The following is a 21,374-nucleotide window of genomic DNA, read 5'->3' on the forward strand; positions in this document are numbered from 1 at the left end:
ATGAAAACCGTCGCAGACACGCTGGGCGTCTCCCGTTCCAACCTCGTCGAACGTCTCAAGGGCAGAGCAAAGCCGCGCGGGTCCTATCGCAAGGCCGAGGATGCAGAGCTTGCGCGCGACAGCATCGACATATTGCGACACGACACGGTTGCCGATCGCCTTGTTCAAGGTGTGAAAGCGGACCTTCTCAGACTCCGAGGTTGCCGGCGACATCGAGACGGGGCATATGACGAGGGAGAGCTTCAGATAGCCTTTCCAGTAGGGACGCGGCGCCATGATCGTTCTCCTCAACCGGCTTTACGCTGCGCGGCTGCTGGGCTGCGCGGCTTCGATGCCGTGGCGCGGGCAGCGGGCTTGCGGCCGGTGCCCTTGTTGGCATTGGCGGCGGAGCGCTTCGGCGTGTCGTCACCGGCTTTGAGCATTTCGGCGCTTTCGCGCAGCGCGGCCAAGAGATCGTCGGGCTTGGAGGCCTTTACCAGCTCCGCGACGGCCGCCTCATAGCGATCGTCGAACTCGGCCGGATCGAAGGTTCCCTTCTTGGTAGCGATGATGTGCTTGGCCAGATCCAGCATTTCGCTTTTGATGCGCAGTTTCGGTATCTCGTCGAATGCCTTTTCCGAGGAGCGCACCTCGTAGTCGTACTGCGTGGTCGTGGCGATCAGGCCCTTGCCATGGGTGCGGATCAGCACCGTCCGCATGCGGCGAAACAGGACCGTACGGGCGACCGCGGCAACCTTGGATTTCTCCATGGCGTCGCGTAGCGCCGTGAAGGCGTCGGAAGAGACGCGGTCGACCGGCACGAGATAGTAGGGCTTGTCGAAATAGCGTCATCGATATCGGAACAGGGCATGAAGGCCCCGATAGTCAGCGTCTTGTTGGTGTCGGGAATGGTCGTGGCGACCTCCTCCGGGTCAATCATGATGTACTGGCCGTTCTCGATCTCGAAGCCCTTGGTCTGGTCCTCGCGCTCGACCTCCTTGCCGGTATCGCTGTCGATGAAGACGCGATTGACGCGATTGCCGGTCTTTTTGTTGATCGTGTGAAACGAAATGCACTCGGAGGTGCTGGCGGCCGTGTAGAGGCCAACCCCGCAACTCACTTCGCCGAACTTGATGAAGCCGTTCCACTGGACACGATGATCGGCCATCTCGAAACTTCTGACGCGACGCAACCAAAACGAGTCAAGCGAATCGCTTCCGGATTTTTTCCGATTCAAAAATTCATCGAAAATCAATAACTTAGCGCCGTTCATCCTCACCTTTTGCGAGTCTCGAATATGCCTTTGATTCGCTGCATCTTTTTTGCGTCGTCGTGCGTTCTTTCCTGATTGCAACCAAAGGAGAATGTCATGACCAAGCGTGAGCTCATCGATACCGGGACCGACAAGCGTTATGTTCGTCGTGACGAGAAAGGCCAGTTCAAGGAAAGTGTCGACGTCAGCCGATCCCTATCCGCTGATCGGCGGCAGAAGGCCAAGAACGAGGCCAAACCGGGCGAAGGTGATCGCGGTGACCGGCATACCAAGCACTAAGGCCGCGGATCGCCCCCGTCAAGGATGGGTGATGCGATGGTGGTCGACGATGTCGAAGACGAAGGCCCGGATGGCGGTGATCTTGCCGCTGTCTCGTTTGCATTCGACCGGATGACGGTGCAACGGTTTCGCGAGGCGTTTCCGCGTGCTCGCTGGAGTGATCGGCGAAAGGCCTGGATCGTTCCAGGCAAGACGGCGCGCCGACGCATCGATCGCTGGATGGCCAAGGAAGGATCCCGTGCCGATCCCTACGCAGAGGCGAAGGGCAGGGATGCTTTTGCTTTCGAGCCGATCCTCAGCCCCTATCTCGGCGTCGATAAGGACGGACTTTGCATAACGACGCCCTATTCCCGCAAACTGGTCGAGGAGATCCGGCAGGTGCCTTTCGCCCGGTGGGACGGCGAGCACAAGTTTTGGCGTGTGCCTTTCGCCTCCTATGACGATCTTGTCGGCCACTGGCAGGCCATCGAGACCGAAGCACAGCGGTGCGAGCCCGAAGAAAGGCGCAAGCGCGCTGAGGCGCGCAAGGGGACCGAGGAGGAAAGGACGTCCCGCCGGCGAGCGGCCGAGCGCAAGCGTCGTCGCATCCCGCTCCCCGCCGATGACCTGCCCCCGTTGGACCGGCCGATCGCGACGATACCGTACGGGATTATCGTCGTGGCCGACATTACCGGCGAGATGGTCGAGCGCGAAGAGATCGCTGACCTCTATCCCGGCATCGCCGCCGATCATATCTGGGGAATATGGCGAACACCGTCGCGGGACGACTTGGTGCAGGCCTGGCCCTCGCGAACCGAACCTGGCGACGACGAGCGCCAGCGCGGCTGGTGGCTGCCGACCCTCGAAGAGTTGCGCGTGGCGAGGCGAACCGCGAGGGCGCGCGAGCGTCGGGCGACGCGGCAGGCGCCGTCCTGACGTCAATCCGATGGCGGCTCGATCTCGATCATGACCGGCGCGTGATCGCTGGTGTGGTCCCAGCCTCGTGGGCCACGCCGGACGCTTGCGGCCCTCAGCCAGGGCGCAAGTGTCGGGCTGAGGAGAAGATGGTCGATGCGCAGGCCCGCATCGCGTTCGAAAGAGTTCCGCCAGTATTTCCAGAAGGTGTAGATGCGTTCCTTCGGATGAAGATGGCGAATGGCGTCCGTCCAGCCTTGGGCGACGAGATCGGCATAGGCCTCCCGGACCTCCGGGCGGAACAATGCATCGTCGCGCCAGCGCTCCGGTGCGTAGACGTCGAGATCGGTCGGCATGACGTTGAAATCGCCGATCAGCGCCACAGGAAGGCCAAGCGACAGCAGATCGGCGGCATAGGTCTGGAGCCGCTCGAACCAACGCAGCTTGTAGTCGAATTTCGGGCCGGGCGCAGGATTGCCGTTCGGCAGGTACAGGCAGCCGATCAGGATGCCGTCGACGGCGGCCTCGATGTAGCGGCTGTGGGTGTCGTCCGGATCGCCCGGCAGTCCGCGTCGCGTGAGGACCGGCGTCGCGTCCCTGGCGAGGATGGCGACGCCGTTCCAGCTTTTCTGTCCATGCCAGACAGCCTCGTAACCCGCCTGCTGAAGCTCGCGTCGCGGAAAGCGGTCGTCCGGCGATTTGAGTTCCTGCAGGCAGACGATGTCGGGTTCATCCTCCTTCAGCCATCGCAGAAGCAGGGGAAGGCGGCCGTTGATGCCGTTGACGTTGTAGGTGGCGATCTTCACCACGTTTCTCCGGGGGCTGGTGATTGCTTGGAAGCAAAACCCTCCCGGAATTTCAAAGGTTCCCGCGCCGCAGAAGCTTCAGGGGAGTTCGCGGCAAGTCGATTTCGCCGGGCCTCATAACCAGCCATTGCAAAGATTTCCGGCGTTCCGATCTCTTGCTCGATATCGTTGGAGACGCCCGCGATGAAGATCATCCCTATCGAAACTCTCTTCGACGACGCGGCCGAAATCATGCGGCCGCGCCGGTGCGGCAAGTCTGCCCGGCAGGCGGCGGCCTGCATCTTTTGCGGGCATGCCGATCAGGCAGTTGACGATGACGGTTGCGGCATCTGCGATGCCTGCCTCGATGCGCCGCTCCAGGCGACCGGGACGCCGGACGGTCTTGATTTTCCTTCGGCACTTCACTGCCTATCGACCGCCGCCCGCCGATAAAGCGGTCTGCAGCGACGATACCGCGCCTCCACCGACCAGTTGCGGGCTGGCGAGGCACTAAGTATGGGCTATCTCTGCCATGCGCAATTTGTATGCTTCTGGTTGGAGGATCATAATTATTTAATCGCCATGGCCCGCATCTCGGACGTATATGTTGACGCAATCGGCAAAGCCATCAAGCGGTCGTACTCGGCCTCAGGAGCGCCGAAAGCCTCCCCGGCAGCGGCAACCAGTCCGCGCCGATCGCGTATCTCGATATTACCTCTTGTCGATCGGATGAGTTTGTCGCCCTCGAGAATGTGAAGCGCGTCCGTGACCGAGGGCCGCCGGACGCCGAGCATGATCGCCAAGTATTCGTGGGTCAGGTGAAAGTGCCGCCCCGGAACCCGGTCATGAACCATGACCAGCCAACGCGCAAGACGCTGTTTTATGTCAAACCGGGCGTTCGACAACGCCGTGTAGCTAACCTGAATTCCGAGTGATCGCGCAAAGCGACCGCTGAGAAGGCGGAGTTCAGGCACGGTCTCGAGAATTCGCACGAAGTCCTCCACCCCAGCCGCCAATGCATCCCCATCGATCTGGGTGATCAGCTCATAGGGGGTCTGGAAATCGCCGTCGGCAAGACCCGTGCCGGTCATGCCTTCCCGTCCGACAAGGCCCGTTTCGATGCGGCTTCCTTCTCGCCCAACAACGATGAGCGAGCCGACGCAGTCGATTGGAAAATAGACCCGGCGGACGAGCTGGTTCGGTCGCTCCATCACTGCGCCGCGAGGCAGAGTCATCGCGCGAAGCTTCGGCAGGATCAAATCGAGACTGCGTTGCGGAAGCTTCGCGAGCACGCCGTTTCTGCATGCCTGCTCGATCGAGACAGGGTCATCACGGACGACCTGGGTAAGAGCGGCGACGATTGCATCGTCTTCGACAGGCTTGCGCAGCACGATCGCGTCTGCATGCCGGGCCGGTATCTGGTCGGCTTCCAAAGCGGTCGCGAACAGATACGGGATGCTGAGACGGTTCAGTTCATCCGCGACCGGAAACACGTTCGTGTCGCCAAGTCTGATGTCGAGGATCGCGCCAGCGAGGTGATGACGTGCGCTTATGTATTTCAACGCATCGTCAACACCAGAAGCCGGGCCGACGACGTCGACGCCCGCTGACAAGAGGTGCGACGCCAGTCCAGAGGCGATGTGATACTCGTCCTCGACAATGAGGATGCTTTTTCCGGCCAAAGAGTGCAACGACATCGACACCTTCTCCCGAACGCGGGCCGGGCGGCCGGATAAGTCCGCAAGGGAATTGAGCCCGACGATCTTAGCGGCTGGCGAGCGCCTCGTTTGTCTGCCACCGTACACACACTTCCCAAGATTGCAAACCGTCCAACCTGGTGACATGCTCTGGCCAATGCAGTCTTCGGGAGAGCTGCCATGACTTCTAAATGTTTATCGCAATGCGCGTTCGAACCACATGAAGTAGAGTTGGTTCGAGGCGTTGTTGACCGGATCACTTCGCAATCATGGTTTACAATGGAGCCATCGCGCCGATCCGCTTTCGCGCTCTATGTCCTTCAAATGTATTCGCGAGGCATGAGTGTGCCGGAGGAGCTGGAATCGTTCTGCACGATCGCCGCGAAAAAATACTACGCTGCGTCGCTGCCCGGACTTGAAGGCCGCCGCATCCTGGTAGTGGACGACGACTATTATGCTGCCCAGGCGACTGCTGAGGAACTCAGCGCACGCGGTGCCAACGTCGTCGGACCGGTCTCGAACCTGTCGGATGCCATGGACATCGCTGGCTGTGACCTCGACTTGGACGGGGCTTTGCTGGACATCAATCTTGACGGACAGATGGTTTACCCGGTTGCCGGGTTCCTGAAGATGCACGGCATTCCGTTCGCATTCCTGACCGGCTAGGAGGAGCGCGTCCTGCCACCAGCATTCCGATCGTCGCCGCTCTTCGCAAAGCCGGCAAACTGGACGGTGATAGCCTCCAAAATGCCTTGCCGCGGAAAACGCCCGTCTGAGAGCGGGGCTGGGCTGCAGCCGCTTTAGACAGGCGAGACCCAACGATAAGCGCTTCCCGACCGGATCTATGTCTTGAAACCAACTTAGAGGGAATGCGTTGAGTGACATGAGTGACTGTCACACCTTTTTGGACCGGCAGCGCGTCCTGTCAGAATTCGGAGATTTCGTTCTCGATCATGACGATCTCGACGAGATCCTGAACGAAGGATGTCGGTTGGTCGCGGCAGCGCTTGGTGCCGATCTCGCCAAGGTCATCGAGATCGAGCGACAGTCTGACACCGGCTTCATTCGCGCCGGTGTCGGCTGGAATCCGGGTGTCGTCGGCCACGAGCGCATCAGCCTGAACGAACGCTCGTCAGAGGCCTATGCGATCGAAAAGACCGAGCCTGTTATCACCAACGACATCGCTCAGGAGAAGCGGTTCGAGTTCCCTTCGTTTCTCACCGATCACGGCGTCGTCGCGGTGGTCAACGTTCCGATCTTCCTGCCCGGCCGAATCCCTTACGGCATCCTTCAGGTCGACGCCCGCAGGCCCCGCGAGTTCGACCAGGAAGATATCGAATTCCTGAAGACATATTCAATGGTGCTTGGTCCTGTCATCGACCGAATTCAGATCGCGAAAGAACGAAGGGCGACGGACGCCCTGCGCGCGACGGATCTTGCCGCCCTGGAGGTGTTGCAGCGTGTTAGCACCGAACTCGTGGGTGAGCGCGAGCCGCAGACGCTTTTCGATCGCATTGTCGAGGCCGCCGCCTCGCTCATGGGCTCGGATGCGGCGAGCATTCATGTGCTCGATCCAGCCACCAACCGGCTCAAACTTGTCGCTTGGCGTGGCTTCCATTCGGATTCGGCGAGGTTCTGGGAGTGGGTGTGCGTCGACACGCGAAGCTCCTGTAGCCGCACACTCGGGGCTGGCGAACGCATGATCGTCCCTGACGTGGACCGGCTCGATGGCAGACAGGAAGATCTGGAGGCTTACCGGCGATCCAATCTTCTTTCCGTGCAGTCCACGCCGCTGAAAGCGTTCAGTGGTCAGGTGGTTGGCATGTTGTCGACGCATTGGCGTGAACGGCGGGAATTGGCTTTAGATGAATACCGTCATTTCGACGTGCTGGTGCGGCTTTCGGCTGATCTGATCGAGCGTCTTCACGCAACGGAGCGCCTGCGTGAAAGCGAGTCCACACTCGCTGCAGCCCTCGAAAGCGTTCCGGTGGGCGTGGCAGTGATCGACCTTTCCGGGGCGGCGGTAGTGTCGAACGCGGAGTATCGGCGTTTTCTGCCTACCGGCATTATCCCGTCACAAGACTCTTCGGCGCCGGCCCGATGGCAGGCCTGGGATTCAGAGGGGCGGCCGTTAAAGCCAAGCAAGTTTCCGGGAGCACGAGCGCTGCGTGGCGAGACCGTAATGCCGGGGCTGGAGATGCTCCATACGGATGCAGCCGGTCATGAAACGTGGACAACGGTGGCGACCGTCCCGATCCGCGATGAACAAGGTCATGTCACCGGTGCTGCCGCGGCGATTGCCGACGTCGATGCCGCAAAGCGCAGCGTTGAAGCTTTGCGAACGAGCGAAGAGCGCCTCCGTGAATTCGGCCAGGCGTCTCAGGACGTTCTCTGGATACGCGATGCCGAACAGCTACAGTGGCAATATCTGACGCCGGCCTTCGAAGCGATCTACGGGTTGAGCCGCGAAGAGGCACAGAGCGGCGACAACTTTCGCAACTGGCTCGACCTGATCGTTCCCGAAGATCGCACGCGTGCCAGCGAGGCGATCAAGCGGGTGCATCAGGGCGAACATGTGACCTTCGACTATCGCATCCGGCGCCCGAAGGACGGTGCGATCCGCTGGCTGCGCGACACCGACTTTCCCATCGCCGATATGGATGGAAAGGTCCGGCTGATAGGCGGCGTCGGCCATGACATGACCGAGTTGCGCGAGACGGAACGGCGCCTCGAGGTGCTCATGGAAGGCATTCCGCAACTTGTCTGGCGGGCCCTCGGCGAAGGCGACTGGACTTGGTCGAATCCGCAATGGAGCGAATATACCGGAATCGGATTCGAGGACAGCAAAGGCCGTGGATGGCTAGACGCCTTCCACCCGGATGACCGTGCCACCGTGAGAAGCGCGTGGTCGGCTGCTCGGGCAAAGGGCCAGTTCGAGGTCGAGGCGCGCATACGTCGGGGAAGAGACAGCGAGTACCGTTGGTTTCAGACGCGCGCGTCGGCGGTGCGGGACGAAGCCGGCTCGATCGTCGAATGGCTCGGAACGTCGACCGATGTCCACGACATGCGCGAAATGCAAGAGCGTCAGCATGTCCTCGTTGATGAGCTGCAACACCGGACACGCAATCTCATGGGTTTGGTGCGTTCTGTATCTGACAAGACCGCTCGCAATAGTGCGGACTTGCCGGAATTCAGGAGACGCTTCCGCGACCAGCTGGACGCGCTGTCGCGGGTCCAGGGCCTGCTCTCGCGGCTGAACGATCATGATCGCGTCACCTTCGACGAGTTGATCCATGCCGAACTTGCCGCGATGGACGGGGCTGCAGACCGGGTCATACTGGATGGGCCGAAAGGCGTCCGCCTGCGTTCCTCCACAGTGCAGACGCTGGCGATGGCCCTTCACGAACTCGCTACGAACGCGGTCAAGTACGGAGCGCTTAGTCAGCCGCAGGGCAGACTTAAAGTGGACTGGACGCTGACGGGCGGCACAGGCGGCTCGCCCTGGCTGCATATCGACTGGCGCGAAAGCGGCGTCGTCATCCCGGCTGTAAGGCCGGTGCGGCCCGGCGGCGGGCAGGGACGCGAGCTGATCGAGCGAGCGCTGCCCTACCAGCTCAAGGCAAAGACCAGCTTCACGTTTCAATCGGACGGCGTCCACTGTACGATCGCGATACCGATTTCGGCGAGCATGACTTCATCGGAGGTTGCCCATGCCTGATCGCAGCTTGAAGAATTGCCGGGTTCTCGTCGTCGAGGACGAGTATATCCTCGCGCAGGAATTGGAGATCGAACTTCAGGATGCCGGCGCTATCGTCGTTGGACCTGTCGCAGATCTCGCCGATGCGGTCGCTCTCATTAAAGCCGATGACGGCATCGACGCGGCGATCCTCGATGCCAATCTCGGGGGCAACATGGTGTTTCCCGCCGCCGAACTGCTTATCGAACGGGAGGTGCGGATCGTGTTCACGACCGGCTACGACGCATCGGCCATTCCGAGCCGGTTCAGCAAAGTGGCGCGATGCGAGAAGCCGGTCAGCATGAAGAAGATCATCGAGGCGATCGGACGCCCACCGAAGGGATAACGATATTCGTTTCCTGTCAGAAAGCCGGCCGACCGTGGCGGTCGTTTGGCGACGCGGTCAGGATCGGCGATGTGATCGCCACACTCCTTCGTAGCTGCTCCTAGCTGCCAGCTTCGCGTATCGATATAGGCCGCCTAACCGCCGTTGCGGTTGTCGGTTTCCTCGCTGCAACGCGCCAGCGGCGATAACTGGCCGGTATGGCCATTGCCGAACGGCCGTCGGCCTGATGCGTGGGAACATCTAATCCCCATTGGAGTTCGCTCTCTAGATTCATAGGCTGGAGATGACCATGACGGACGATGACCACCGGCCCTTTCCTCCCCAGCCGGAGCAGCAGCAGTCTCCGCCGGGTCTGACGAATGAGATGAAGCCGGTCCCTGATCACGGCGAGAAGAGCTACGCCGGCGCAGCGCGTCTCACCGGGAAAGTGGCGCTCATCACAGGCGCGGATTCTGGTATCGGCCGGGCGGTGGCGATTGCCTTCGCCCGCGAGGGTGCCGACATCGTGATTTCCTATTTGAGCGAGCATGAGGACGCTGATGAAACCGCGCGCTGGGTTGAGGACGCGGGGCGCAAGGCCGTCGCCCTTCCAGGGGACATCACAAGCGAGGAACATTGCCGTCACCTGGTGCGTCAATGTCTGGAAACCTTCGGCCAACTCGATATCCTCGTGAACAATGCCGCCTTTCAGCGGACCTATGCGGATATCGGCGACATCAGCACCGAAGAATGGGACCGGACGTTCCGGACCAATATCTATGCGCCGTTCTTCCTGGCGCGCGCGGCGATTCCGCACATGAAGCCTGGCAGCGCCATTATCAACACGACCTCTATCCAGTCCCGCCAACCGTCGTCTCATCTTCTCGCCTATGCGGCGACGAAGGGGGCGATCTCGAATTTTACCGCCGGGCTCGCCGAAATGGTCGCCGACAAGGGCATTCGGGTGAACGCCGTCGCGCCGGGACCGATCTGGACGCCGCTCATTCCCTCCACCATGCCGCCGGAAAAGACGAAGGATTTCGGCAAGCAAACCCTCATTGGGCGCGCCGGCCAGCCGGCTGAACTCGCAGGGGCCTTCGTCCTGCTCGCCTCCCAACTCGGCAGCTACATGACGGGCGCGGTGATCCCGGTCACGGGAGGCGAGATCATGATCTGAGCCGGCATGCCACCTCTGAATACGCATCGTCTCGCCACGCTAACTGGAGCCTGCACATGAAATCCTTCCTGGGACTACGCTTGTCTGCCTGCGCTCTGTTGTTGACTCCACAGGCGGGCGCATTTGCGCAAGTCAAGGGTGAGGTTGGCCGCGCATCGGACGTCGTTATCGAAGGCTCGATCCTTGAGCCCGAAAAAATTCAAATGACCGACGACGACAAGCTTACGGGCCTTATCAAGGCGCCGGACGGTTTCAAGGTCGAGGTTTTCGCGCGCGATCTTGTCAATCCGCGTATGCTTGCCGTTTCGGATGCCGATGTGCTCTACGCCACTCGCCGCTCTGTCGGCGACGTCGTCATGCTGAAGGACGGCGATGGCGATGGCGCAGCCGACGGCGCTGTAACGGTCGCCAGTCGCTCGGGAATGCATGGGATCGCCTTCGACGGAGACAAGGTCTTCCTTGTCACCATTCACGATGTCTATACGGCCGATGTCAACGACGACGGCACGTTCGGCCCTCTTACGCGCATCATCAACGATCTCCCGGATGCCGGCCAACATGCGAACCGCACGCTCGGCATCGGGCCGGACGACATGCTCTACATCTCCTCGGGCAGCACCTGCAATGAATGTCAGGAGGACAACCCGGAGAACGCCGCGCTCTTACGCGCCAGCAAGGACGGGAAAAGTCGCACGATCTTCGCCAGCGGCCTGAGAAACACCATTGGCTTCGATTGGGAGCCAATAACCGGCGCGCTTTATGGCGTCGACCATGGCATCGATTGGCTTGGCGACGAGGTGCAGATCGAGGAACTCAACGTCCTCGAGCAGGGAAAGAGGTACGGATGGCCCTATGTCTACGGCAAAAGCGGCCTCAATCCGCATATCGATCCGCCGGAAGGCATTTCTCTGGAAGACTGGGCGAGGCAGTCGACCGAGCCCTTGCTCGGATACACGCCGCATAGCGCGCCGATGCAGATGGTATTCTACGACGGCAATGCTTTCCCTGACGATTATCGTGGTGACGCCTTTGTCGCCATGCGCGGCTCCTGGAACCGTCGACCGCCGAGCGGGTATGAGGTGGTGCGTATCAACTTCGAAAATGGCAAGCCTGTCGCCTTCGAGCGTTTCCTCGAAGGCTTTCTCCTCCAGCAGGAAAATGGGAAATACGGCTATCTCGGCCGTCTGACCGGTGTCGCCGTGAGCAAGGACGGAGCCCTCTTCGTCGCCGATGACAGCAACGGCATCGTCTATCGCGTGCGCTACGTAGGTAAACATCAGGCTGCGGCCAATGACACCAAGGCTATCCCGAACGTCGTTGTGGAAAAGCCTGCGACGAAAATAGCGTTGGACCTTGTCGAGGCCAGGGACCCGAAGGCTATCGCGGTGCGGAGCGCCTTTCGAGCGAACCAACCGATACCCCTCCAGTATGCAGCCGACGGCGACAATGCCTCGCCAGCGCTGGAATGGGACGATCGGCCTATGGAAACGAAATCCTACGTCGTCATCGTTGATGATCCCGATGCCGACGACCCGAAACCGTTCACTCATTGGGTGGCCTATGACATTCCTGCTGGCACCACGAAGCTTCGCGAAGGCCTGCCCGGAACACCTATCCTTCAGTCCCCAAAGGGCCTGAAGCAGGGCGCAAACAGCATGGGGTCGATCGGCTATGCCGGCCCGAAGCCGCCGGTCGGCGATCCCGCGCACCACTATCATTTTCAGGTATTCGCTCTCGATGTCGACACTCTTGGCATCGATCCGGGCGCGACCCGCGAAGACGTCCTCAAGGCAATGAGTGGCCATGTTCTCTCGAAAGGAGAACTGGTCGGCACCTTCGCGCGCAAAGCAGCAGCGAACTAGGAAGGATCGAGCGATGAAAGCACTTACCTGGCACGGCAAAAGCGATATCCGCTGTGAAAGCGTTCCCGATCCGAAGATCGAGAACGGACGCGACGCCATCATAAAAGTGACGGCATGCGCGATCTGTGGGTCTGATCTCCACATTTTCGATGGCGTCATCCCCAGCATGGAACATGGCGACATCGTCGGTCATGAAACGATGGGGGAGGTCGTCGAAGTCGGATCGGACAACAAGGCCCTAAAGGTCGGCGACCGTGTCGTCGTGCCGTTCACCATCGCTTGCGGCGAATGCTTCTTCTGCAAACGGGGACATTTCTCCGGCTGTGAGCGCTCGAACCCGAACCGCAAGAAGGCGGCGAAGCTCTGGGGCAACTCCCCAGCGGGGCTTTTTGGCTATTCTCACCTCCTTGGTGGGTTCAGTGGCGGGCAGGCGGAGTATATGCGCGTACCCTATGCTGATGTCGGCCCCATCAAGGTTCCGGACAGCCTGTCCGACGAACAGGTTCTTTTCCTCTCCGACATCTTTCCAACCGGATACATGGCTGCGGAATTCTGCGATATCAAACCAGGCGATACGATTGCGGTATGGGGCTGCGGCCCCGTCGGGCAGATGGCGATCAAAAGCGCCTTCCTTCTAGGTGCCGAGCGGGTAATCGCCATCGATACGGTGCCGGAACGCAAGGTACTGGCCGAGGCGAGCGGTGCGCTCGTGCTCGATTTCCGCGACGAGGACATCTATGACCGCATAATGGACCTGACCGCCGGCCGAGGAGCCGACGCCTGTATCGATGCGGTCGGTACGGAGCCGGACACGATGTCCGGCTTCGACGCGATTGTCGACCGGGTGAAAGTCGCCACCTTCATGGGAACGGATCGGCCGCATGTGCTGCGCCAAGCCATTCATTGCTGCCGCAACTTCGGTATCGTCTCGATCGTCGGCATCTATGGCGGTTTCGTCGACAAGATCCCGATGGGCTCGGCGATCAATCGCGGCCTGACCTTCCGCATGGCGCAAACGCCGGTGCAGCACTATCTGCCAATCCTGCTGGAGCGTATCGAACGCGGCGACATCGATCCGTCCTTCGTCATCACCCATCGGGCCGGATTGGAAGATGGCCCCGAGCTCTACAAGACATTCCGAGACAAGAAGGATGGCTGCATCAAGGTCGTGCTCAAGCCGTAGGAGCGAATACGCGATGAGCAGCGGAAAACAAAGCGAGGAGAAAACGATGACAGATATAGATCGACACGAAGAAATTCGTCGGCGCGCGTACTGGATCTGGCAAGAGGAGGGAGCTACCGCAGGTGAAGACTTGCGCCACTGGTCAATGGCGGAAGCGGAGTTCGAGGCTTCGTATGAGGAAACTGGCGGAGTGAACGCCGCTGCGGAGACACCGATCGTGGAGATTTCGACCGGAACTGAGCCAGTGCGCAAGAAAACCAAACGCACTGGAGGACCGTGAGGCCGTGAACCCCCTCGATCACGCGATCCTCGTTGCCCGGTCGGCACACGAAGGCCAGTTCGATAAGGCCGGGCGATCCTGTTTTGAGCACTGCCGTCGCGTTGCCTCAGCCCTCGAAGACAAAACCGGAAAAGTCGTCGCCTATCTGCATGACGTGGTCGAGAAGGGAACGGGCTGGATCTTGGATCCGCTGCGAGAGGAGGGCTTTTCCCCCCGACATTGTCGGAGCGGTGGACGCGATGACCAGACGGATCGACGAAGAGTGGGAGGTGTTTGTTCGCCGCGCCGCCTCGAACCCTACCTCATATCCTGTGAAGCGCGCAGATTTGGAAGACAATTTCTCTCAGGTACAGACGATCGGTGAGAATGGTGAGAAATATCCGTGTGCGCTACGTCTTATCTCGGAACTCTGAGGGGCTAGTTGTGCCGACTCCTATGTAGAAGCCGACGACAAAAACGCCTCTGTCGATATGGCGTCCATTTGGGCAGTAAACCGGCTTTCGAGCAGCTTCAATGACGCGTCATATGTTTCGTCCGTGCCACTGCAGACGGCATCTGTCAGGATGACGACACGGTAGCCGAGATCGATGGCGCCGAGCGCCGTGGCGAGAACGCTCACGTCTGTTTCCCCACCGGTGATGGCCAGCGTTTCCACGTCGTGTTCTCGCAGAAGGGCGTTGAGCCGCCCGTCGATCCAGGGAGAATAGGTCCGCTTGTCGAACAAGATTGCCGGTGGGGTAAATGCGGCAAGCTCCGAAAGGAGGCCGTACATCTCGGCCGGCAGGTGGGTCGGGCGGAGAGCCGCTCCTCCGCCCGTTCCGGATCATGCGGCCTTGGTCTTGCCTTCGCGGTTGACCTTGGCCTCCGCAAGCTGCGTCAGGGCCTGATCCGTCTTGGTTTCCTCGGCGAGCGTTTGGTCGAGCAACTGGGCGACATCATTCTTGCCAAGCTGTATGGCCCAGGATTTCAAGGTGCCGTAGCGGGCGATTTCGTAGTGCTCGACGGCCTGTGCGGCGGCAAGAAGGCCTGCATCGAGCGCGGGCGAGTCCTTGAATTCCTCGAGAATTTCCTGACCTTCTTCGAGAATGCCGTCGATAGCCGGGCAGGTTTTGCCGCGCGCGGGCTTGCCAAGAAGCTCGAACACCTGCACGAGCCGCTCGACCTGGCCCTCGGTTTCCTGCAGATGCTTGTCGAATGCCGCCTTCAGGTCTTGCGCATCGGCGCCGCGGATCATCTTCTTGAGGCCGGCAATGATCTTGCGCTCGGCGTAATAGATGTCCTTGATACCGTCGAGGAAAAGGTCTTCCATTGTCTTGGTGGGCATCGGTCTCTCCTGTTGATGTGAACGTTTGCCGATTGGCCGGCGCGATCGCACGGGGATTGAACCAGCCTTTCGAGCCTTTGTTCCCCGCAACTTCGATAAAGCACGCCGTCGGCTAAGCAGCCGCGACGCGCGCCGCAATGAGGGCAAAAGCACCGGCCGGAAAAGCTGGCGGTCTGTCCCGTTTGTTCGAACTGTCCAGCAGGCCAGATCCCGAAAACGTGAAAGGCCGAGCCACTCTCCTGCCGGCAGTCGGTGCAATGGCAGATGCCGACCCGGTCGGGAACGCCCCGCACCGTTATCCGTACTTGTTTGCAAAGACACGAACCGGTTCGACGCCGTCTGCCGACTGGCCGGCCTGCGAGGGGCAAACTGGCCGGCGGCGTCGCGCCCGAGGTCTGTCGCTCCCTTTCTGGATCTGTGCGAATTCATTGGAATTTCCTCCAAATCGCGCAATAGTGTGGCGGCTACGGCATCTGCGATACCTGCCTCGATGCGCTGCTCCGAGCGACCGGGACGCCGGATGGTCTTGATTTCTCGGATGCCTTTCCCCATCTATCGCTCACTGCCCGTCATCGATCACTTGCCTGCAGCGACGATATCCGTCGCGCGTTCGCAGTCGTCCGGGTCGGAAGGGCGCTCCCCGAAAGGGTCGAGCGCCCTTCGCCATTCCTAGAAGGTGTTGCTGGCAGGGTCACGCGGATCGCCGCGAGCGCCAGGTTCCATTTCTAATCGCGGGCCAGACGCCAGCGGCGCGCATCGACATCCGTACCGCGAGCCGTGCGATAGGCCGGCACGGAGAGATGAATGTCGTCGCCGTCTGGATTAAGGACGCCGCGCGGCGCTCTGGGCTGCCTTTCGCGATCGCGCGGCCGACCATGTATCTCGACAATCTGCTAAAGCCTTCGGCGCGCACGGAGATCATTGTACACGGCGTGTTAGCGCCGCCGATTCCGGCCGGGCAGCGCATAGCCTGGACTTCGGCCGACGATTGCGCGGAGGCCGCGCTGATGCTGCTGGAACGCGGTGCGATGGGCGGCGATCACCGCATCGCCGGGCCGGAGAGCCTGACGGGCGATGAACTGGCTTCGCGCGTGAGCGCCGGTATCGGTCGCGCGGTCCTCTATCGCGGCCAGCCGCGTGATGAATTCGAGCGCGAGCTTTATGCTGCGATGGGTGCGGGCATCGGGTGGCATGTGGCGTCGAAGTTTCGCTATTTCGCCGCGCATCCCGACGATGCGTATACGATCTTAGCTGACCCCTTCGGGCCGCAGGCCGGGCTTGAAGGTTTCATGCCGACCGATGTGAAGACCTGGACGCAGGCGCACTATGCGGATTTCAGCGGAGCCGGCGAGACGGGAATGTCGCGCAATCCCTGATTTTTGAAGACCATTAACGCTTCCGGCGCTAGGGTTGGGCGTGATGGCCTCGTTGCGGACTGGCTACGCCGAAGACTGCAAGTCCTCATATCCTCGGTTCAAGTCCGGGGCGAGGCCTCCACGATGTTAAAGGCTTCGGGAGTTTTGCGACACCGGAAACAGGAAATCGACAGTAAGACCATGATCGACGTGGCCGCCCGCATCATAGATCTTTATCGTCGCCATGCTGGTGCATGGACAACCGCGCGCGGCACGGTCCTGTCAGAGCGCGCATGGATCGAGCGGTTTGCCAACATGGTGCGGCGAGGGGCGGCGGTGCTCGACATTGGATGCGGATCAGGCGAGCCCATCGCCCGCTTCCTTGCCGCCAGAGGCCATCCGGTTACCGGCGTGGACGGTTCGCCCGAGATGATCGCCCTGTTCCGGGCCAATCTGCCCGGCGAGACAGCGGACGTGGCGGATATGCGCTCGCTGAAACTGGATCGGAGATTTGGCGGGCTGATCGCTTGGGACAGCTTCTTTCACCTTGCGCCTCACGATCAGCGTATGATGTTTCCCATTTTCCGCGACCATGCCGAACCGGAGGCACCATTGCTGTTCACCAGCGGTCCCGCCTTTGGTGAAGCTATAGGCACGCTGGAAGGGGAACCCCTCTATCATGCCAGCCTCGACCCCGACGAATACCGCTTGCTGCTCGACCGGAATGGCTTTGATGTCGTGGCCCATGTTGCGGAAGACCCTGACTGCGGCGGGCGCACGGTCTGGCTGGCGCGTCAGCGGTAGCCGTGAGGGTGTCGCGCCATTCCGGAGTTTCCCGACAAGATCGCCGGCGGTGATTTTTCAGGGAAAAATCTGTCGAAAAAACCCAGGTGCGAAAGTCAAACGTGGGCGACTGACTTTTGCGACACGGCGCGGCACGGATTCCAGGCCGCTGCGGACGGGATGCAGGTCTCAGGATAAGCACGACAGTTTCAATCCGCTATGTCAACGCCAAGCTGTTTCTTCAACTCGGCCGATCCTTTGGGCGTGACGGTGACGGCACGCGACGACTTCGAGCGCCGTAGCCAGACGTTAAAGAAGGTAGCATCGGAGTCGCTTCATTGGGGAACCCAGCCCCAAGGTTCTCGTTTGCCCTATGACGCTCGAAGCATTCGTTGCCCGTAACCGCAGAAAGAACGCAGCGACGTGGGAGCGGGTACGGGTCTCTTCTAAGCCGCTATCAGTCGATCTGGTGGGTCGTGCAAGAAGAAGCGCTTTCGTATTGCTAAGCTGGAGATGCACGATGGCGAGCAAATTGGTCTGGGGAATCCTGCTAGGCGTGATAGTCGGCGCTGCGTTCGGTTACATTGGTGGCAACACGCCGATTGGGATCGCCATTTGCATCGCGGCCGGAGCTATCGCGGCAGGGATTTGGCATTCTCTTTCGACGAGGAATTCGGAGCGATAGGATGAAACCCGCTGCCGAATCTATCATACGTACCGTGATTGTCAGCCCTGTGCCTTCGGCAATCGTCTTCAGACGAAATTCAACGAGGGATTCTCCCGCAGGATCGCACTCGACATCAATGCCATAGGGAATCCAGCGGAAACTGAAAAGGCTGGGCGCCTCCATCCGTTCGACGGTACAGAAGACAGTATTCGGTTCGGGTAGCCGTGTGGCCGTAGGCTCAAGCCCGAACGAAACCTGGCACTGGTTGACATACGCTTGGTCAAATCACCCTCGAACGTGCCGGTTATGGTCTGACCCGGAGCAAAAGGCTGCCCAAGCTTGACTCCGAACCATTGCGCGAACTCGGCAATGTCGGTGATGGCGTGCCAAACGCGCTCGACCGGCGCGCGCAGCACGATGTCTTTCACGATGCGGTCGAATTCGCTCACCACGCCTCCTATAGTGCAATGATTTGGTTGCACCATAACCAGGCGCCATTGTGCAATCAAATAGTTGCACGTTGCCAGGCCGTGACCCAAACTCCGTGAGTTGACCGACGACTGCACGAGCTCTGGCTCGACGTCATCGGCGGCGATCCGGCGGAGATCAGCTTGGGTTCGGCCTTGGGTCTCGGTTCGCAAGCTCGTGCAACGGCAACCGTCGTCGTTGGTCTTTGAGAGAACCCAATCTCTCGCGATTCTGGGGTCGTCGCTCCCCGGCAATCTTGCCTTCGTGGCATGGCTCATCGACGGTTTAATCCGGGTGAGCCATGCGGTGCCAGCGGCGCTTGCAACGCGCTCTGCACCCGCAATGGTCGCTGAACGAGCATAGCCGAAGGACTGATCGCGGCTTTTGGCATCTTGTGATTTTTTATATTTTAGAATACTTCTAAAGTAGGCACATCAACTCGATGTGCCTCGGATGGCTCCCCCTTTGCGCGGCACCACCTCGGAACGAACAAGAGCCGACTGCTCGGAGCACCATTCATGCGCGCCCTTCACAAGGAAAATCATCTCATCGAGCGCATAGGCTGGCTCCGGGCCGCAGTGCTGGGGACTAATGACGGGTTGATCTCGACGTCGAGCCTGACCGTCGGAGTAGCCGCCGCCACCAACGCAACGCACGAGATCCTTCTGGCGGGTGTTGCCGGGCTCGTCGCCGGGGCGATGTCCATGGCGGCCGGCGAATATGTGTCGGTGAGCTCGCAGGCTGACACCGAAGAAGCCGACCTTGCGAAGGAAAGACACGAACTGGCGACGCAGCCAGAGGCCGAACTGATCGAACTTGCTGCGATCTATGAACAGCGCGGCGTCACGCCGGAATTGGCGCGACAGGTCGCCGAACAGATGATGGCCAAGGATGCCCTCGAAGCCCATGCGCGGGATGAAATCGGGCTGGCGAGCCATGTGATGGCGAGACCCGTTCAGGCCGCGCTGACGTCGGCGGTCACGTTTGCGGCGGGCGCAGCTCTGCCGCTGATTGCCGCCTTGCTTGCGCCGGCGGGAACGGCCGCATGGACCGTATCTGTTGCTTGCCTCATCGGTCTTGCCATCCTCGGCGCAATCGGCGCCCGGGCTGGCGGTGCCAGCATCTGGAAGCCCACCGCCAGGGTGGTGTTCTGGGGCGCCGTCGCGATGGCCTCGACCGCGTTGATCGGCTCTTTGATTGGCCGGGTGGTGTGACGATGAAGCGCGTATCGTTCGATTTCCAGACCGTCATGTCCGCAGTGGCAGTCCTCGGAATGATTCTCGCCACAATCGGGACCTGGCCACCGTTGGAAGGGCTTTCGGCTCTGCGATCTGCCGGTCTGGCGGTAGTCTATTTCGCCGGCGGGCTTCCAGCCACCGGGAGCGCCCTGACGGCGTTGTGGCGCGATCATATCCTCGACATCGATCTGCTGATGGTCGTCGCGGCCGTGGCTGCGGCCATCGTCGGAGCACCGTTCGAAGGCGCCGTGTTGCTGACGCTCTTCAGCGTTTCGACCACACTCGAACATCAGGCTTTGGGGCGGGCACGCCGGGCTGTCGAGGCGCTGATGGCGCTCCGCCCCGAAACGGCTTTCCGCAAGGGCGAAGACGGCGTCACGGTGGAAATTCCTGCTGCGGAGCTTGCCGTCGGCGATGTGGTGGTGCTGCGCCCGGGCGCCCGTGTCCCGACCGACGGTGTGATCCTGCATGGCCGTGGCGGTATCGACGAGGCCAACATCACCGGCGAGTCCATGCCGGTATCGAAGGAACCGGGCGACCAGGTCTTCGAGGCGACCGTGAATCTTGACGGGGTTCTCAATGTCACGGTCACCAGGACGGTCGGCGACAGCACGATCGCACGCATGATCCAACTCGTGACCGAGGCGCAGGAAGCAAAGGCACCCTCCGAGCGATTCAGCGCGTGGTTCGGCCAGCGCTATACCATCGGTGTTTTGCTGGGGGCTGCACTGGCCCTTGCGATTTTCTACTGGCTCGGCCGTGACTGGGAGCAGGCCCTCTACAAATCCGCAACGCTCCTGGTCGCCGCCAGTCCCTGCGCGATCGTCATTTCGGTCCCCGCGGCGATCTTGTCGGCGCTCTCCGCGGCGGCGCGTGGCGGCGTATTGTTCAAGGGGGGCGGCGCGCTCGAAACGCTCGCGGCCGTCGATAGCTTTGCCTTCGACAAGACCGGGACCTTGACCAACGGGCGGGCCGAGGTGACGCGCATTGTCGCCCTCGATGGCCAGGATCGCGCTTTCCTTTCACTCCTTGCCGGGCTGGAAGCTCAATCCGAGCATCATATCGCTGCCGCTATCCGTCGGGAGGCGCTGGTTCACGGCATCGAGCCAGCAAAGGTCATCGACGTGACGTCGCATCCCAGCGCAGGTATCGCAGGCCGCGATGCGTCCGGCCCGATATGGGCCGGCAATGCCCGCTTCGCCGAGCGGGCGGGCGCTGCGCTGGATCATGTCGCATTCCGGGAACTCGCCGACAGCGCCCAGACCGTAATCTATCTGGGTCGAGGTTCGACTGTTCTCGGCGCCGTCAGCGTGGCGGACGAGGCAAGGGCCAGTTCCGCCCCGGCGCTGGCCGCACTGCGTGCCAGCGGCGTAAACCGCATCGTCATGATGACAGGCGACCGCAAGCCGGTGGCGTTGCGCATTGGCGCAGAGCTCGGCCTTGCACCCGATGAAGTTCACGCCGAGATGTTGCCTCAGGACAAGGTGCGTCAGGTCGCAGAGCTCGCACGCGGTGGCAAGGTCGCGTTCGTGGGCGATGGCGTGAACGATGCCGCTGCATTGGCCCGGGCCGATGTCGGCATCGCCATGGGAGCAGCCGGGTCGGACGTCGCGCTTCAGGCCGCTGACGTCGCCCTGCTGTCAGAGGATATGAAAAAGCTGGCTGATGCGCACCGGCTTGCACGTCGGACGGCCGCCATCATCCGACAGAATCTCGGGTTTGCGATCAGCGCGATGGTGCTGCTGGTGATGGGCAGCCTGTTCTTCGATCTGCCGCTTCCTCTGGCGGTGATTGGACACGAGGGCGGCACTGTCCTGGTCGTGTTGAACGGCTTGCGTCTTTTGTCGGATAGGATCCGCACCGCTGAGGCGAATGCCCGCCTTCCCGGCCGATCTGTGATTCCAGATCGATCAGGCCGTTCATCGGGATCGCCAGCGACTTCGCCTGCCGAGCCATGAGTCAGGCTTCGTGCCGAGCCCTGGCCAACGGGTTCTTCCCATCCCCAAGATCCCAGGCGCGCCATGTCTCTGCAATCGAGGGGGCGGGCTGCCATCCGCGCGCGGGTCCAT

Annotated in this window: 19 protein-coding genes and 5 pseudogenes; 15 read left to right on the forward strand and 9 right to left on the reverse strand. The window is 61.1% G+C overall.

The features are described from left to right. Positions 1-117 precede the first annotated feature (117 nt). Together P7F60_RS24475 and P7F60_RS24480 are read right to left on the reverse strand one after the other, a co-directional pair. Positions 118-276, reverse strand: a pseudogene (locus tag P7F60_RS24475) (Ku protein); the annotation flags it as partial. 11 nt (positions 277-287) lie between these two features. Then, positions 288-1,147, reverse strand: a pseudogene (locus tag P7F60_RS24480) (Ku protein). Positions 1,148-1,348: 201 nt separating this feature from the next. On the opposite strand from P7F60_RS24480, the gene P7F60_RS24485 reads away from it, so the two are divergent. Together P7F60_RS24485 and P7F60_RS24490 are read left to right on the forward strand one after the other, a co-directional pair. Next, positions 1,349-1,531, forward strand: a complete 183-nt coding sequence (locus P7F60_RS24485) for a hypothetical protein (protein WP_277920320.1) — start codon at positions 1,349-1,351, stop codon at positions 1,529-1,531. Between the two features lie 36 nt (positions 1,532-1,567). After that, entirely contained in the window at positions 1,568-2,446 is an 879-nt protein-coding gene (locus tag P7F60_RS24490) for a hypothetical protein (protein WP_277920321.1), read from the forward strand. Between the two features lie 2 nt (positions 2,447-2,448). Here P7F60_RS24490 and xth read toward each other — a convergent pair whose 3' ends face one another. Both xth and P7F60_RS24500 read right to left on the reverse strand, forming a co-directional pair. Continuing rightward, entirely contained in the window at positions 2,449-3,231 is a 783-nt protein-coding gene (xth, locus tag P7F60_RS24495) for an exodeoxyribonuclease III (protein ID WP_277920322.1), read from the reverse strand. Then, positions 3,228-3,425 (reverse strand): hypothetical protein, encoded by a 198-nt coding sequence (locus tag P7F60_RS24500; RefSeq protein ID WP_277920323.1) that lies wholly within the window; start codon positions 3,423-3,425, stop codon positions 3,228-3,230. Before P7F60_RS24500 ends, xth begins: the two co-directional genes overlap by 4 nt. Here P7F60_RS24500 and P7F60_RS24505 point away from each other — a divergent pair. Continuing rightward, positions 3,415-3,663, forward strand: a complete 249-nt coding sequence (locus P7F60_RS24505) for a hypothetical protein (protein WP_277920324.1) — start codon at positions 3,415-3,417, stop codon at positions 3,661-3,663. The two genes, P7F60_RS24500 and P7F60_RS24505, sit on opposite strands and share 11 nt — an antisense overlap. 116 nt (positions 3,664-3,779) lie before the next feature. Here the strand turns inward: P7F60_RS24505 and P7F60_RS24510 are convergent, their stop codons facing one another. Continuing rightward, positions 3,780-4,907, reverse strand: a complete 1,128-nt coding sequence (locus tag P7F60_RS24510) for a helix-turn-helix domain-containing protein (RefSeq protein ID WP_277920325.1) — start codon at positions 4,905-4,907, stop codon at positions 3,780-3,782. A gap of 180 nt (positions 4,908-5,087) precedes the next feature. Here P7F60_RS24510 and P7F60_RS24515 point away from each other — a divergent pair, with 180 nt between their 5' ends. The 8 genes and pseudogenes from P7F60_RS24515 (at position 5,088) to P7F60_RS24550 (ending at position 13,883) form a co-directional block, all read left to right on the forward strand. Further along, positions 5,088-5,573: a hypothetical protein gene (locus P7F60_RS24515; protein WP_277920326.1), complete on the forward strand. Its 486-nt coding sequence runs from the start codon at positions 5,088-5,090 to the stop codon at positions 5,571-5,573. A 217-nt stretch (positions 5,574-5,790) separates the two neighbouring features. Further along, positions 5,791-8,625 carry a PAS domain-containing protein gene (locus P7F60_RS24520; RefSeq protein WP_277920327.1) on the forward strand — a complete coding sequence of 945 codons (2,835 nt, stop codon included), beginning with the start codon at positions 5,791-5,793 and terminating at the stop codon, positions 8,623-8,625. Continuing rightward, positions 8,618-8,989: a response regulator gene (locus P7F60_RS24525; protein ID WP_277920328.1), complete on the forward strand. Its 372-nt coding sequence runs from the start codon at positions 8,618-8,620 to the stop codon at positions 8,987-8,989. The genes P7F60_RS24520 and P7F60_RS24525 overlap by 8 nt, the downstream gene beginning before the upstream one ends. A gap of 289 nt (positions 8,990-9,278) precedes the next feature. Next, a complete protein-coding gene (locus tag P7F60_RS24530) occupies positions 9,279-10,145 on the forward strand; it encodes an SDR family oxidoreductase (protein ID WP_277920329.1) in 867 nt (288 codons plus the stop codon). Positions 10,146-10,201: 56 nt separating this feature from the next. Then, a complete protein-coding gene (locus tag P7F60_RS24535; protein WP_277920330.1) occupies positions 10,202-12,007 on the forward strand; it encodes a YbhB/YbcL family Raf kinase inhibitor-like protein in 1,806 nt (601 codons plus the stop codon). A gap of 13 nt (positions 12,008-12,020) precedes the next feature. Beyond that, positions 12,021-13,190, forward strand: a complete 1,170-nt coding sequence (locus P7F60_RS24540) for a zinc-dependent alcohol dehydrogenase (protein WP_277920331.1) — start codon at positions 12,021-12,023, stop codon at positions 13,188-13,190. 13 nt (positions 13,191-13,203) lie between these two features. Continuing rightward, a complete protein-coding gene (locus P7F60_RS24545) occupies positions 13,204-13,470 on the forward strand; it encodes a DUF2934 domain-containing protein (RefSeq protein WP_277920332.1) in 267 nt (88 codons plus the stop codon). 4 nt (positions 13,471-13,474) lie between these two features. After that, positions 13,475-13,883, forward strand: a pseudogene (locus tag P7F60_RS24550) (metal-dependent phosphohydrolase). Between the two features lie 20 nt (positions 13,884-13,903). On the opposite strand, the pseudogene P7F60_RS24555 reads toward P7F60_RS24550, so the two are convergent. From P7F60_RS24555 to P7F60_RS24565, 3 genes and pseudogenes are all read right to left on the reverse strand, one after another. Beyond that, positions 13,904-14,257 (reverse strand): annotated as a pseudogene (locus P7F60_RS24555) (cysteine hydrolase); the annotation flags it as partial. A 36-nt stretch (positions 14,258-14,293) separates the two neighbouring features. Continuing rightward, positions 14,294-14,794, reverse strand: a complete 501-nt coding sequence (locus P7F60_RS24560; protein WP_277920333.1) for a ferritin-like domain-containing protein — start codon at positions 14,792-14,794, stop codon at positions 14,294-14,296. A gap of 125 nt (positions 14,795-14,919) precedes the next feature. Continuing rightward, positions 14,920-15,162 (reverse strand): annotated as a pseudogene (locus tag P7F60_RS24565) (GFA family protein); the annotation flags it as partial. Between the two features lie 432 nt (positions 15,163-15,594). On the opposite strand from P7F60_RS24565, the gene P7F60_RS24570 reads away from it, so the two are divergent. Continuing rightward, a complete protein-coding gene (locus tag P7F60_RS24570; protein ID WP_277920334.1) occupies positions 15,595-16,170 on the forward strand; it encodes a hypothetical protein in 576 nt (191 codons plus the stop codon). A gap of 180 nt (positions 16,171-16,350) precedes the next feature. Beyond that, complete coding sequence (locus P7F60_RS24575; protein WP_277920335.1) at positions 16,351-16,953, forward strand: class I SAM-dependent methyltransferase; 603 nt, start codon at positions 16,351-16,353, stop codon at positions 16,951-16,953. A 732-nt stretch (positions 16,954-17,685) separates the two neighbouring features. Here P7F60_RS24575 and P7F60_RS24580 read toward each other — a convergent pair. After that, on the reverse strand, positions 17,686-18,048 hold the full coding sequence (locus P7F60_RS24580; RefSeq protein WP_277920336.1) for a hypothetical protein: 363 nt from the start codon (positions 18,046-18,048) through the stop codon (positions 17,686-17,688). Positions 18,049-18,585: 537 nt separating this feature from the next. Here P7F60_RS24580 and P7F60_RS24585 point away from each other — a divergent pair. Together P7F60_RS24585 and P7F60_RS24590 are read left to right on the forward strand one after the other, a co-directional pair. Next, entirely contained in the window at positions 18,586-19,281 is a 696-nt protein-coding gene (locus tag P7F60_RS24585) for a VIT family protein (RefSeq protein ID WP_277920337.1), read from the forward strand. Positions 19,282-19,283: 2 nt separating this feature from the next. Further along, positions 19,284-21,263, forward strand: coding sequence for a cation-translocating P-type ATPase (locus P7F60_RS24590; protein WP_277920338.1), 1,980 nt, complete (start codon positions 19,284-19,286; stop codon positions 21,261-21,263). The last annotated feature ends 111 nt before the right edge of the window (positions 21,264-21,374 follow it).

This window comes from Rhizobium sp. YJ-22 (assembly GCF_029601685.1).
In the GTDB taxonomy this organism is placed as follows: Bacteria; Pseudomonadota; Alphaproteobacteria; order Rhizobiales; family Rhizobiaceae; genus Metarhizobium.

Bases quoted from the DNA above. Each gene is read 5' to 3' on its own strand.
- P7F60_RS24485 (WP_277920320.1), top strand. From the start codon at position 1,349: ATGACCAAGCGTGAGCTCATCGATACCGGGACCGACAAGCGTTATGTT.
- P7F60_RS24490 (WP_277920321.1), top strand. From the start codon at position 1,568: ATGGTGGTCGACGATGTCGAAGACGAAGGCCCGGATGGCGGTGATCTT.
- P7F60_RS24505 (WP_277920324.1), top strand. From the start codon at position 3,415: ATGAAGATCATCCCTATCGAAACTCTCTTCGACGACGCGGCCGAAATC.
- P7F60_RS24500 (WP_277920323.1), bottom strand. From the start codon at position 3,425: ATGATCTTCATCGCGGGCGTCTCCAACGATATCGAGCAAGAGATCGGA.
- P7F60_RS24510 (WP_277920325.1), bottom strand. From the start codon at position 4,907: ATGTCGTTGCACTCTTTGGCCGGAAAAAGCATCCTCATTGTCGAGGAC.
- P7F60_RS24515 (WP_277920326.1), top strand. From the start codon at position 5,088: ATGACTTCTAAATGTTTATCGCAATGCGCGTTCGAACCACATGAAGTA.
- P7F60_RS24520 (WP_277920327.1), top strand. From the start codon at position 5,791: ATGAGTGACTGTCACACCTTTTTGGACCGGCAGCGCGTCCTGTCAGAA.
- P7F60_RS24525 (WP_277920328.1), top strand. From the start codon at position 8,618: ATGCCTGATCGCAGCTTGAAGAATTGCCGGGTTCTCGTCGTCGAGGAC.
- P7F60_RS24530 (WP_277920329.1), top strand. From the start codon at position 9,279: ATGACGGACGATGACCACCGGCCCTTTCCTCCCCAGCCGGAGCAGCAG.
- P7F60_RS24535 (WP_277920330.1), top strand. From the start codon at position 10,202: ATGAAATCCTTCCTGGGACTACGCTTGTCTGCCTGCGCTCTGTTGTTG.
- P7F60_RS24540 (WP_277920331.1), top strand. From the start codon at position 12,021: ATGAAAGCACTTACCTGGCACGGCAAAAGCGATATCCGCTGTGAAAGC.
- P7F60_RS24545 (WP_277920332.1), top strand. From the start codon at position 13,204: ATGAGCAGCGGAAAACAAAGCGAGGAGAAAACGATGACAGATATAGAT.
- P7F60_RS24560 (WP_277920333.1), bottom strand. From the start codon at position 14,794: ATGCCCACCAAGACAATGGAAGACCTTTTCCTCGACGGTATCAAGGAC.
- P7F60_RS24570 (WP_277920334.1), top strand. From the start codon at position 15,595: ATGAATGTCGTCGCCGTCTGGATTAAGGACGCCGCGCGGCGCTCTGGG.
- P7F60_RS24575 (WP_277920335.1), top strand. From the start codon at position 16,351: ATGATCGACGTGGCCGCCCGCATCATAGATCTTTATCGTCGCCATGCT.
- P7F60_RS24585 (WP_277920337.1), top strand. From the start codon at position 18,586: ATGCGCGCCCTTCACAAGGAAAATCATCTCATCGAGCGCATAGGCTGG.
- P7F60_RS24590 (WP_277920338.1), top strand. From the start codon at position 19,284: ATGAAGCGCGTATCGTTCGATTTCCAGACCGTCATGTCCGCAGTGGCA.